Origin of the sequence: Hymenobacter sp. UV11 (assembly GCF_004684095.1) — a bacterium.
Lineage (GTDB): Bacteria > Bacteroidota > Bacteroidia > Cytophagales > Hymenobacteraceae > Hymenobacter.
The window spans coordinates 1-10,621 of record NZ_SRII01000033.1; the positions used below are offsets into that span (position 1 = coordinate 1).

Annotated in this window: 15 protein-coding genes; 1 reads left to right on the forward strand and 14 read right to left on the reverse strand. The window is 63.1% G+C overall.

Features of this window, described 5'->3' with window-relative positions; translation table 11 throughout:
- Together E4631_RS25220 and E4631_RS25225 are read right to left on the reverse strand one after the other, a co-directional pair.
- A partial coding sequence (locus E4631_RS25220; protein ID WP_133657812.1) for a DUF305 domain-containing protein occupies positions 1-297 on the reverse strand: 297 nt, incomplete at its 3' end.
- Between the two features lie 33 nt (positions 298-330).
- Complete coding sequence (locus E4631_RS25225; protein WP_133657813.1) at positions 331-603, reverse strand: hypothetical protein; 273 nt, start codon at positions 601-603, stop codon at positions 331-333.
- 152 nt (positions 604-755) lie between these two features.
- Between E4631_RS25225 and E4631_RS25230 the strand changes: the two genes are divergently transcribed.
- Entirely contained in the window at positions 756-1,193 is a 438-nt protein-coding gene (locus tag E4631_RS25230; RefSeq protein ID WP_135318675.1) for a hypothetical protein, read from the forward strand.
- Between the two features lie 19 nt (positions 1,194-1,212).
- On the opposite strand, the gene E4631_RS25235 is transcribed toward E4631_RS25230, so the two are convergent.
- From E4631_RS25235 to E4631_RS25290, 12 genes are all read right to left on the reverse strand, one after another.
- Positions 1,213-2,040: a phosphatase PAP2 family protein gene (locus tag E4631_RS25235; RefSeq protein ID WP_166648160.1), complete on the reverse strand. Its 828-nt coding sequence runs from the start codon at positions 2,038-2,040 to the stop codon at positions 1,213-1,215.
- Positions 2,041-2,172: 132 nt separating this feature from the next.
- The gene (locus tag E4631_RS25240; protein ID WP_133658639.1) at positions 2,173-3,108 is read right to left on the reverse strand and encodes a bestrophin family protein; all 936 of its coding nucleotides are present in this window, start codon (positions 3,106-3,108) and stop codon (positions 2,173-2,175) included.
- A 33-nt stretch (positions 3,109-3,141) separates the two neighbouring features.
- The gene (locus E4631_RS25245; protein ID WP_133658640.1) at positions 3,142-3,840 is read right to left on the reverse strand and encodes a DUF1345 domain-containing protein; all 699 of its coding nucleotides are present in this window, start codon (positions 3,838-3,840) and stop codon (positions 3,142-3,144) included.
- Between the two features lie 57 nt (positions 3,841-3,897).
- Positions 3,898-5,097 carry a family 1 glycosylhydrolase gene (locus E4631_RS25250; protein WP_133658641.1) on the reverse strand — a complete coding sequence of 400 codons (1,200 nt, stop codon included), beginning with the start codon at positions 5,095-5,097 and terminating at the stop codon, positions 3,898-3,900.
- 48 nt (positions 5,098-5,145) lie between these two features.
- Entirely contained in the window at positions 5,146-5,874 is a 729-nt protein-coding gene (locus E4631_RS25255) for an SDR family NAD(P)-dependent oxidoreductase (RefSeq protein ID WP_133658642.1), read from the reverse strand.
- Positions 5,875-5,895: 21 nt separating this feature from the next.
- Entirely contained in the window at positions 5,896-6,168 is a 273-nt protein-coding gene (locus tag E4631_RS25260; protein WP_133658643.1) for a hypothetical protein, read from the reverse strand.
- Between the two features lie 26 nt (positions 6,169-6,194).
- Positions 6,195-7,031 (reverse strand): ZIP family metal transporter, encoded by an 837-nt coding sequence (locus E4631_RS25265; protein WP_240735238.1) that lies wholly within the window; start codon positions 7,029-7,031, stop codon positions 6,195-6,197.
- A gap of 36 nt (positions 7,032-7,067) precedes the next feature.
- Positions 7,068-7,583 (reverse strand): MgtC/SapB family protein, encoded by a 516-nt coding sequence (locus tag E4631_RS25270; protein WP_240735240.1) that lies wholly within the window; start codon positions 7,581-7,583, stop codon positions 7,068-7,070.
- Positions 7,580-7,993 carry a hypothetical protein gene (locus E4631_RS25275; protein ID WP_135318676.1) on the reverse strand — a complete coding sequence of 138 codons (414 nt, stop codon included), beginning with the start codon at positions 7,991-7,993 and terminating at the stop codon, positions 7,580-7,582. The genes E4631_RS25270 and E4631_RS25275 overlap by 4 nt, the downstream gene beginning before the upstream one ends.
- A 45-nt stretch (positions 7,994-8,038) precedes the next feature.
- Positions 8,039-9,451, reverse strand: a complete 1,413-nt coding sequence (lpdA, locus tag E4631_RS25280; protein ID WP_133658645.1) for a dihydrolipoyl dehydrogenase — start codon at positions 9,449-9,451, stop codon at positions 8,039-8,041.
- Positions 9,452-9,479: 28 nt separating this feature from the next.
- The gene (locus E4631_RS25285) at positions 9,480-9,917 is read right to left on the reverse strand and encodes a cation diffusion facilitator family transporter (RefSeq protein WP_133658646.1); all 438 of its coding nucleotides are present in this window, start codon (positions 9,915-9,917) and stop codon (positions 9,480-9,482) included.
- A 47-nt stretch (positions 9,918-9,964) separates the two neighbouring features.
- The coding region (locus tag E4631_RS25290; protein WP_133658647.1) for a cation diffusion facilitator family transporter at positions 9,965-10,621 on the reverse strand (657 nt) is incomplete at its 5' end.

Below are 10,621 nucleotides of genomic sequence, written 5' to 3' on the forward strand. Positions count from 1 at the left end.
GATGTTGCGCAGGGCGGGGTCCTGGCCCTGCTTTAGCTCCAGCGCCGACATGGCCACCGCCGCCCGGTGGTTTTCGCGCATGAGCTGCGCAAAGTACCCGTCGAGGTTACCGGTGGGCACCAGGGCCAGGGAGTTTTGGGCCATGCCGTGCAGGGCCCCCATCATGGTGGCGGGCAGCGCCGTTACCCCGGTGCCGTTCGTCGCGTCTGACCGGCCATTGCAACTGCCGACCAGCAGGCTGCCCGCGAGCAAGAGGGCCCTGGTAAGCGTAGAAAAGGAAGTGGCGGAATCAAACATACCCAAAGGAGGGAAAAGAAGGTTAGGAAAATACTAGCTTAACGTAGTGCGTACCACATTGCTGCGGGTTTCCTGCTCTCCGTGCTGGTTTACGTGCAGCACGTAATACGCCACCACCGTGCCGGGCGGGAAGACGGTCGTGTCGATAAAAGGCGAGCGGGCATTGTGGGCCACTATCTCCCAGGGGGCCGCCTCGTCCCCCACGCGGCGGCAGACGTCAATGATTTCGAGCAGCTCCTTGGAAAAGTTCAGCTGCCGGCCCTGGGGCACCAGCAGCAGTTCGATGTTAGCGTGGGGCTGGGACATGTACTATCAGCATAAGAGAGGAAGTAAGGAGCAGGGTGGCCCGAAGAAAAGGAGTGGGGGAAAGCGTAAATTTACCAAAAATGCCCGCCTGACGGGGCGCAGGCGTCGCCTAGTCCCCTTAGGGCGGGGTTCGCCCCACTACGACATAACCCATGCCATCGGAAGCCATTCGACTGTTTAAGCTGCTCTGCGACCTGCTGCCCATCGGGGCTGCCGAAGCCATCGTGCGGCAGCGGTTAAAGCCGCTCACCACCGCGGCCAACCCGGTGCGGAACCAGCTCGGGCGGACGTACCTCACCTTGGGTGGCGCATTCTTCAAGCTTACCGCCATTTTTGAAGGAGATGCCCGAAACTTGTACCAGGTGACGCTGCGGGTAACCCCGGCGGCGTACGCGGCCATCCGCACCTTTGCGCGGGCCTTGCCGGGGGCCGCCGCGCCGCCGCTGGCCGCAGCGGCCGAGTGGCAGAACAGCTGGCTGGGCCTGCTCCCGCGGCTGCGGCTGCGGCCGGCAGCGGGAGGCAAGGGGGTTTCGGCGCGCTTTGTCGGGCTCATGCCCACGAAAAAAGTGATTGTGCTGACCCAGTTGTAGCCACTCGCCGCGGGGCGGCTCAGTGCAGCTGCCAGTTCAGGGTGAGGCCCGCGGCCCCGGCGTAGTAGAGCGGCGTGACGCGCAGCGTCGCCGTGTCCTTCGGCTTCTGCCCCCAGCGGTAGCGGTGGGTGAGGTAGGCCAGGTGGGCCGAGAGAATGCCGAAGCCTGCCCCGGCCACGACGTCGCTCTGCCAGTGCTTGTTGTTAATCATGCGGTAGGCCGCCACGCTCGTGGCAATGGTATAGGCTCCGACGCCATACCACTGGCTTTTATCGCGCAGTTCCGTGTGCACAATGCTGGCGGCCAGGAAGGCCTGCGCCGCGTGGCCCGAGGGAAACGAGAGCTTGTCTGAGCCGTCGGGCCGCAGGATGCCGGTGGTGGCCTTGACGACGAACACGGAACTGAGCATGATGGCCTCGGACTTGGCGATGACCAGCAGCAGGTTCACCCGGTCGTTGCGCGACTCGACCCCCAGGGCCAGCACCCCGCCCAGCATGGCGTAGGGCGCGAATTGCAGGTAGTTATCGACCGTGCTGCGGTAGGAGCCAAACAGGTCGCGTACATCGTGCTGCGCCGAGTAGCTGGAGTAGAACCCATTGCCGTTGATGGTACTGATGCCGTAGCCGATGAGCACGGCCGGTACGATGGTGGCCCGAAAGCCCTTGCTTTGAAAGAAGCCCTTGTGCTCGACAGCGGCCGGGCCGGTGGCGGGCCGCTCGTACTTGTGCAGGGTGTCGGCCGCGGGTACCGGCGGCGGTGGGGGCAGCTGCTGGGCTTGAGCGGTGCCCAGGCAGCAGGTGAGCAGCAAGCCGGCAAACCAAGACGTAGGAAGAGAATATAGCGCCATAAGAGGTAAAACTTTTAGTGGGGTGTGATAGGGGCAGTAGTGGAAGACAAGCTGACGGTACACACGGAAGCAGCAGCGCTTGCGTAACGGGACCCGCCGCCGAGCTTTCGTTGCAGGCATGGGCAAGCACCCTCAATACAGAACCCCTTTAACTGGTTGTACGGCCGGGGGTAAGGAAGTTTCGCCCAGCATTTGCCGCAAGTCGATTTCAATGGTGCGGCACAGGGCCGTCATGGGTACGTCGTTCATGCGGTTCTCAAACGGGTCTTCGCTGATGTGGCCCACCAGCTCGATGGTGACGAACACCCACGACACGAGCACCGAGAACGGCACCGTGAGCCAGTAATGGCCGTGGCCGAGCTTCTCGAACTCGCCCTGCACCCCCAGCGGCAGCAGGGCAATGAAGAGCCAGACAAATACCACGCTGGAAAAGGCGTATTGGCGCGGAAAAGGCGTGTTTTTAATGCGTTCGCTGCCGCCCTGCAGGTTGGTCAACTCCCGCAGGTCTTCCAGCAGCGTACGGTGCTGCAGCGGGTCGAACAGGCCGTCGGCCTCGCGCAGGGCCCGGCTCTGGAGCAGCAGCAGCTGCGCCGGCGGGTTGGCCGTCGCGCGCAGGTAGTCGGATTCGGCCGGGTCCAGAAACGGGGCCACATCGGCGTCCCACTGCTGCGGCTGGCGGCGCAGGTGCAGGCGCAGGGCATTCACCCAGGCCATCTGCCGGTACACCAGCCGGCGCTGGCCGCTCACTTGCTCGGGCGTGAGGGTCCCGCGCGCTGGCTGCGTGTTGGCCAACACCAGCATGGTCCAGTTGCGACTGCGGTTCACGATGCCGCCCCACAGCTGCCGGGCCTCGTTGAAGCGGTTGTAGGAGCTGCTGTTTTTGAAGCCTACGTAGAACGAGACGGCCACCCCCAGGATGCTCACCAGCTGCCAGGGAATGTCCAGCCAGGTCATCTTCATCGGGCCGTGCAGGATGGCCAGCGTCAAGTCGTAAACGAAAAATATCAGCAGGTCTTTCCAGGAATAGTTCCAGATAACGCGCCAGTGAATGTTTTTTTGAACGTACATGAAAAAACTTACGGGTTTTGGGAAACAGAAAAATCAAAGCAGGCCCCCCACCAGACTCACGGTGAGCGCGACCACGCTGGCGTTGAAGGCAAAGGCCAGCATCCCGTGCACCATCACCAGCTGGCGCATGTGCGTAGACGTGATGGCCACGTCCGCCGTCTGGGCCGTCATGCCCACCACGAAGGCGAAGTAGGCAAAGTCCCAGTAGTTGGCGGGCGGGCCGCCCGGAAACTCCAGTCCGCCGAGGTTGTCCGGCGGCACCGTGGTCAGGTCCTCGCTATAGTACTGGTGGGCGTAGCGCAGGGCAAACACCACGTGCAGCTGCAGCCACGCCCCCACCACGGCCCAGATGGAGAGCAGCACGTGTATCGTGACCTCGCTTTTTTCCATTTTGGCCAGGTCCGACAACAGCGCGACCACTGCCATCAAGGAGGCGCTGCTCGTCACCAGCACGGCCACAAAGGCCCAGGTGCGGCCGGGGTCCTGCCGGGTGGCCACGCGGCGGATGTGCGCCGTGTCGGCGCGCCGGGTGCCGGCCCAGATGAGGGTCAGGCTGCTCAGGCAAAACACGTCCCAGGACGCCACCAGCCTAGTGGCCGACTGCAGCGTGCCCGGCAGCAGCAGCCAGGTGATGCCCCCCACGGCCACGGCCGTCAGCAGGCGCTGCCGGGCGCTGAGGTTGAGCAGGTGCAGCTGCAAGTGGCGGTGCGAGAACAATTGCGCCAGGGCCATGCGAGGAAATAAAGGGATGAAGGGAGTTAAAGGCGCTGATAAAGGCTGGCACGGGGCCTAATAGTTAATGTGCACGCCGTAGCTCTCGTCGCTGAGCACCGCCTTCCACTGGGCAATGAGTTTGCGGTACGCCACCCCGACGGGCCGAATCTGGCGGTTGAGGTCGTAGAGGCCCAGCGGGTTCACGCGGCCGTTGTTTTCGCGCAGGGCCGTGTCCCAGTCCACTTGGTCGAGCAGCGAGTACCAGGTGAAGCCCACGATGGGGATGCCGTCCTGTTTGAGGCGGTAGGCGTTGGCCCACTGCCGCCAGAGCCAGCCCACGGCGTCGGGCTCCCACAGGTTGGTTTCGGTGTGCATGATGGGCATGCGGTAGCGGTCGTGGTACTGCTTGGCGATGACGTAGTAGCCGAATACGTCGCCGGACGGGTAGGTGCTGCCGTCGGCGCGCACCATGCGCTCGTTGGTGCGGTAGTAATCGGTGCCCATAATGCACTTGGCCTTGATGCGCTGGTCATCAAACCAGTGGTACTCCTTGTCGGTCATGCCGTTTTTCAGCAGGTACTCGTACATGGCCACGCTCACCGGGTAGCCATAGGTCAGGTCCAGGCTCAGGAAGCGCTTTTGGTTTAGAAAGTCGGTCAGGGGCCGCGCGGCGGGCGTTTCGGGGTGGAAGTATTCGGCCGACTCGCTCTGGATGAACGTGGCACCCGGCTGCACGGCCAGAATGGCCTGCATGGCCAGCACGTTGGCGCGGCACACGTGCTTGAGGGCCGTCACGAACGCCAGGTCGCTGGTCAGGCATTCGTTCCACCACCCGTACTGGGCCGAAAACATGACGGTCACGAAAATTTCGTTGATGGGCGTGTAGAACTGCAGGTCCGGGAACCGGGCGGCGAAGGCCCCGGCGTAGGTGGCGAAGTGCTCGGGGAATTCCGGGTTCTGGAAGTTGCCCAGCCAGTCGGGCAGGCCAAAGTGCAGCAGGTCCACGATGGGCGTGATGCCCAGCTCGCGCAGGGCGCCGAAGGTTTCGTCGGTGAAGGCCCAGTCGTACTGGTCGGGCCCCAGGTGCACGCGATAATATTGCGGGCCGTAGCGCAGAAACTCGATGCCCATTTCCTTGACCAGCGCAAAATCCTCGCGCCAGCGCTCGTAATGGCCGGTTTTTTCCAGCTCGTCCACCCGGTGGGTGGTGCCGTCGGGGAGCTTGATGGTGGGGTAGCTGTTTTCGATGCCGGTGGCAAACATGAACGCACTCATAGGCGGAAGAATAAGGGAAAGGAAAAGGAAAGCGCGGCTAGCCGGCCGCTACAGGATGCTGAGTCGGCCGCCGTCCACCACCAGCGTGGTGCCGTTGACGTAGTGAGCGTCGGCCGAGGCCAGGTAGCAGATGGCGCCGGCAATGTCCACGGGGTGGCCCACTTCGCCCTCAATCTTCTCCTTACCGTTTTTTACGTTGGGGTTGTTCCAGAGCATGGGCGTGTCCACGGCACCGGGGGCCACGCAGTTGGTGCGCACTTGGGTGGCCGGGTATTCCTGGCTCATGCCCCGCGTAAAGGCTTCCATCGCGCCCTTGCTGGCGGCGTAGGGAATGACGTTGGCCGTGGTTTCCTGCGCGTGCACCGAGCTGATGTTCACGATGGCCCCGCCCTGCATGTGGGGTAGGCAAAGCTTGCTAAGCAGAAACACGGCCCGCAGGTTCGCCGCCATGACCAGGTCCCATTCCGCCACCGCCAAGTCCACTATCGGCTTAAAAGTCATCATGGCCGCGTTGTTCACCAGCACGTCCACCCGGCCGTAGGTGGCCACTACCGTTTGCACGGCGGCCTCAATCTCGGCCACTAGGCCCAAATCGGCCCGCACGGCCAGGGCCTGCCCGCCGGCTCGTTCAATTAGGACCACGGTTTCAGCGGCCGTGGCGGCGTCCCGGTCGAGCACAGCCACGGAGCCGCCCTCGGCGGCCAGCTGCTGGCAAGCGGCCCGCCCGATGCCGGAGCCGCCCCCGGTAACGAGGCAAATTTTGTCGGTAAAGCGCATGGTTTTCGGTATGGTGAGAAGTCAGTTCAGGGTGGTGCGCACGATGTTACTGTGTCCCTCATAGGCATCCTGCTGGTTGAAGTGCTGCACGTGGTACTCGACGGTCGTACCAGGTGGAAACGCGTACGTATCCACGAAGGGCGAGCGGACATTAGCGGCTACTTGTTCCCACGCCGCGCCTTCGGCAATAACCCGGCGGTACACGTGCACCTTTTCCAGCATTTCCTTGGAAAAGGCAATGTGGCGGCCGGCTGGCGTCAGGGTCAGTTCAATCAGAAATTTATGAGCATTCATGGTAAATGATAAGCTAAATAACTGTCCTACACGAGCATGCCCAGCAGGAGAAACACCAGAAAGCCCAGAAAAAACGCGGAGGTAAGCCAAGGCGACTCCGGCTCCTCGTGGGCCTCGGTCAGCAGTTCTTCCGTCACCAGGAACAGCAGGGCTGCCAGCCCGAAGGAGAGCACCAACTCCATGACATTGTCGGAAGCGCCCTGCAGCACCGTGATGCCGACGCTCGCCCCCACCACCAGCAGCGCCGACAGCCCCGCCACGATGCCCACCGTCCGGGCTTTGGTTTGCCCCTCCTGCCGCAGCTCCACGGCCGTAGCCAGGCCCAGCGACAAAACCTCAATGGTCAAGGCAATGGCGAGCAGCATGCCTTCCTTGGCCCCGGCGGCGAAGCCAATACCCAGCAGCAGGCCGTCGATGAGAATGTCGATGCTAACCCCGGTAAGCAGGCCCATGGGCAAGGTGCCGGCCGGACTCGCCGCTTCCCCCGGAGAAGTCTGCGATGCCACGGGTGCCTCGGCCGGCCGCGAAACAGACTTCTCCTTATCGGCGGCTTTGCGGGTGAAAAAGCGCAGGGCCAGCATCACCCCCACTCCCAGGGCAAAGCCCAGTCCTACTTCCAGCGGGCGGTGGCGTTTCACGATGTCGGGGAGCAGCTCGACGGCTACCACGGAAAACACGACCCCGGCGGCAAAGTGCAGGATGGCGCTGCGAATGGATGCCCCCGGCGGGCGCAGTACGGCCACCCCGGCCCCCACCACCATCACGACGGCGGGCACTAGCGCGTAGAGCAGCACCTGCACCCAGGAGGGCTGCACCGCTGGTGCGGCGGTTAGTAAAAAAGGCAAGAGCAGGGAGTTCGGCATAAGTGAACAATGGATAAGAAGAAGATGAAAGGGAGGCTAAGCAACGGCTTTATGCCGTAAATCTGCCCTCAATCGTAAGAGGCCGATGGTTTGGAATGGTCGCTCGGCGCGGGCCGCTCCAACCGGCTCGCCACGGTCAGCACCACCCAGGTCAGGGCCGCGCTGAGCAGGGCCAGCCCCAAGCTGCCCAAGCCGGTAGTGACGCCAATGGCAGCCGTTATCCACCGTCGTCAGCCCCTGAATCTCGCGCGTCTGACTAAGCTTGAGAATGGCCCCGGCGCCGATGAAGACAATACCGGTGACCAGGCCCTGGATGACGCGTGACACGCCATCGGGCGACATCCCGCTTCCTGCCGCCGCCAGCACGAACACCGTGGTGCCCAGCGAGACGAGGATGTGCGTGCGCAGCCCGGCCGACTTGCCCGCCCGCTCCCGCTGCCAGCCAACGATGCCGCCGAGCAGCGCGGCCGCCACCAACCGGATGATGGTGTGTACTAGCTGCGTTTTATTGGGCAGGCCCGCAGTCAGCTCGTCCCATATAATTTCCATCATGGCCGGTTCGGAGAAAGATGCTGGGTAAAGGCGTTAAAGTTGCCTACGCTGTCCTGCGCGTAGCACCAGATGTCGTCGATGCGCGTTTGACAGGGCAGGTGCTGGCCAGCGCCGTCATGCAGGCTATCCAGCCGGACGGTGCACCGGGTTTGGGGGCGCAGGGTGCCAAGCTCCCACCGAAAAGCGTCGTTAACGTCCACCTCCGTCCGGTAGTAGGTCGCCTTGCTGGGATTCACCACCGTAAGCGTGGCACTGTCCACAGCTACCTGCAGGCGTAGGCGTAGGCTATGCGAGCCCATCTTCTTGCCACATCCCGCCAGCGGCCCTACGGCGACAGCCAGCAGCAACAGGCAGTAAAACATCTTTATCAGCATAGTTTGGATACCTAATGGCATTGTGACGCGACTCATGACGTTGAGTGCTTGAACGCGGTCCACGGGAGGTTTATGCTGCAATTACATATTGAGGGCGCCGAGGCCGGCCGCGGTCAGGCAGGCTTCCTTGAAGGCTTCGGCGTAGGTGGGGTGGGCGTGCGACATCAGGCCCACGTCTTCGGCCGCCCCGCGGAAGTGCATGATGCCCACGGCCTCGGCGATGATGTCGGCCACGCGCGCGCCAATCATGTGCACGCCCACAATCTCGTCGGTTTGCGCGTCGGTGAGCACCTTTACCAGCCCTTCCGTGTCGGCCCCGGCCAGCGCCCGGCCCGAGGCAGAGTAGGGAAACAAACCTATCTTGTAGGCTCGCCCGGCTTCCTTGAGCTGCTCTTCGGTGTAGCCCACACTGGCCACTTCCGGCCAGGTGTACACCACGCCAGGAATAAGCAGGTAGTTGACTTCCGGGGTCTTGCCGGCAATGAGCTCGGCCACGTACACGCCCTCGTCGGAGGCCTTGTGGGCCAGCATGGCCCCGCGCACCACGTCGCCGATGGCCCAGATGCCGGCTGCGGTGGTTTGCAGGTCTTCGGTCACTTTCACCCGCCCCTTTTCGTCCAGCTCCACGCCGGCCGCGGCCAGGTTCAGGCCGTCAGTGTAGGGTCGGCGACCCACTGACACTAGGCAGTAGTCGCCTTCCAGCTTGAGCTCGGCACTCGGTCCGCCCTCCGCCGTGAGCGTCACGGTGTCGCCCTTGCGCTCCACGGCCGTGACCTTGTGGGAAAGGTAAAACTCCAGGCCCTGCTTTTTGAGGGAGCGCAGCAATTCCTTACCCAGGGTGCGGTCCATGGTGGGAATGAGGGCGTCGGTGTATTCCACCACCGACACCTTGCTGCCCAGCCGGGCGTATACCGAGCCCAGCTCCAGGCCGATGACGCCCCCGCCCACGATAATCAGGTGCTTGGGCAGCTCGCGTAATGCCAAGGCCTCGGTGCTGGTGATGACGCGCTCCTTGTCCAGGGTGATGAACGGCAGGGTGCTGGGCTTGGAGCCGGTAGCGATGATGATATTTTTGGCCGTCAGCTGCTGCTCTTCCCCACCGCTCCCGTCGCTGGGCTGCACCCGCACGGTGGTGGCGTTGACAAACGAGGCGACGCCGTGAATAACGTCTACTTTGTTTTTCTTCATCAGGAACACCACGCCGTCGCAGACCTTCTTTACCACCTGGTCTTTGCGGGCCATCATGCGGGGCAGGTCGGCGCGCAGGTTGTCGGCGTCGATGCCATGCTCCATGAATTGGTGGGTGGCTTTGTTATAGAGCTCGGTGGATTCGAGCACGGCCTTGCTCGGGATGCAGCCCACGTTGAGGCAGGTGCCGCCCAGGGTGGGGTACTTCTCGATGATGGCGGTTTTCAGGCCGAGCTGCCCGCAACGCACGGCGGCGATGTAGCCGCCGGGGCCGGAGCCGATGATGAGTACGTCGTAAGTAGTCATGAAAGAAGAAAATAGAGAGCGTTATACTTTAAAACGGCTCGATGTGCACCAGCACGTTGTACACGGCGGGGCGCGCCTGCTTGGTGGCCGCTTTGACCGCGCCGGCGATGGCATGGCCCTCGCGCACCGAGATGCTGCCGTCCACCACCACGTGTAGGTCCGCGAAGCACTCGAAGCCCATCTTGCGCACGAAGCACTTTTCGGTGGTTACTACGCCGGGCATCGCCTGGGCCAGGGCCCGGATGTCGTCAGCCCAGGCGAGGGCCGGGGCCTTGTCCATGATTTCGCCGAACGCGGGCCGGAAAATGTGGTAGGCGTTGTAGACGATGAAAACGCAGGCCACCAGCGCGGTCCCGCCCTTGCCCAGCATCAGGACAATATTGGCCCCGATGCCGACCAGGGTCGACACCTGGCCGCGCTCGGCGCGCTCGCGGTTGGTGGGCGCCGCGGAATGAGAATCAGGCATGGGCGGGGTGGTTTGGGGTTTCGGATGCCGGCACTGGCCGGCGTCAGCTACTGGTGGGTTTCGTGCTGGGCAAAATCGCCGCGCTCTACCTGAATAGTGGCGTGCTGAATGGGGTGCTGGCCCGTGATATACTCGTGGGTACGGGCCAGCACCTGTTCATGCTCAGCCTCCCCGGCCAACACGACATGCACGCTCAGCGCATTTACGCCCGAGGTGAGTACCCAGGCGTGCAGGTCATGCACCGCCGCCACGCCGGGCACTTGCAGCAGGCCCTGGCGCAGGGTTTCGAGGTCCACATCCTTGGGGGTACTTTCCAATAGCACGTCCACCGCTTCCTTGAGCAGCACCCAGGTGCGGGGCAGAATGAAGAGGCCAATGCCGGCCGAGAGCAGCGGGTCGGCGTAGTACCACTTGGTGGTGAGCATGATAACGCCGGCCACCAGCACGCCCACGGAGGTGAGCATGTCGGAGAGCACCTCGAAGTAGGCCCCCTTCATGTTCAGGCTTTCCCCCGAGCTTTTACGCAGCAGGTATACCCCGTACAGGTTCACCAGCAGGCCCACGCCGGCCACCCACATCATGGTAGTGCTTTCCACCTTAGGCGGATTCAGAAAGCGCTGTTGATTAAGAAAATTCGCCTGCTGCCGCGCGGCGGGCGTTTCGGGGTGAAAATATTCGGCCGATTCGCTCTGGATGAAGGTGGC

What these genes read in the sequence shown, in the direction of transcription:
- E4631_RS25265 (WP_240735238.1), bottom strand. Translation starts at nt 7,031, where the DNA reads ATGCCGAACTCCCTGCTCTTGCCTTTTTTACTAACCGCCGCACCAGCG.
- E4631_RS25245 (WP_133658640.1), bottom strand. Translation starts at nt 3,840, where the DNA reads ATGGCCCTGGCGCAATTGTTCTCGCACCGCCACTTGCAGCTGCACCTG.
- E4631_RS25255 (WP_133658642.1), bottom strand. Translation starts at nt 5,874, where the DNA reads ATGCGCTTTACCGACAAAATTTGCCTCGTTACCGGGGGCGGCTCCGGC.
- E4631_RS25260 (WP_133658643.1), bottom strand. Translation starts at nt 6,168, where the DNA reads ATGAATGCTCATAAATTTCTGATTGAACTGACCCTGACGCCAGCCGGC.
- E4631_RS25275 (WP_135318676.1), bottom strand. Translation starts at nt 7,993, where the DNA reads ATGAGTCGCGTCACAATGCCATTAGGTATCCAAACTATGCTGATAAAG.
- E4631_RS25270 (WP_240735240.1), bottom strand. Translation starts at nt 7,583, where the DNA reads ATGATGGAAATTATATGGGACGAGCTGACTGCGGGCCTGCCCAATAAA.
- E4631_RS25230 (WP_135318675.1), top strand. Translation starts at nt 756, where the DNA reads ATGCCATCGGAAGCCATTCGACTGTTTAAGCTGCTCTGCGACCTGCTG.
- lpdA (WP_133658645.1), bottom strand. Translation starts at nt 9,451, where the DNA reads ATGACTACTTACGACGTACTCATCATCGGCTCCGGCCCCGGCGGCTAC.
- E4631_RS25285 (WP_133658646.1), bottom strand. Translation starts at nt 9,917, where the DNA reads ATGCCTGATTCTCATTCCGCGGCGCCCACCAACCGCGAGCGCGCCGAG.
- E4631_RS25240 (WP_133658639.1), bottom strand. Translation starts at nt 3,108, where the DNA reads ATGTACGTTCAAAAAAACATTCACTGGCGCGTTATCTGGAACTATTCC.
- E4631_RS25235 (WP_166648160.1), bottom strand. Translation starts at nt 2,040, where the DNA reads ATGGCGCTATATTCTCTTCCTACGTCTTGGTTTGCCGGCTTGCTGCTC.
- E4631_RS25225 (WP_133657813.1), bottom strand. Translation starts at nt 603, where the DNA reads ATGTCCCAGCCCCACGCTAACATCGAACTGCTGCTGGTGCCCCAGGGC.
- E4631_RS25250 (WP_133658641.1), bottom strand. Translation starts at nt 5,097, where the DNA reads ATGAGTGCGTTCATGTTTGCCACCGGCATCGAAAACAGCTACCCCACC.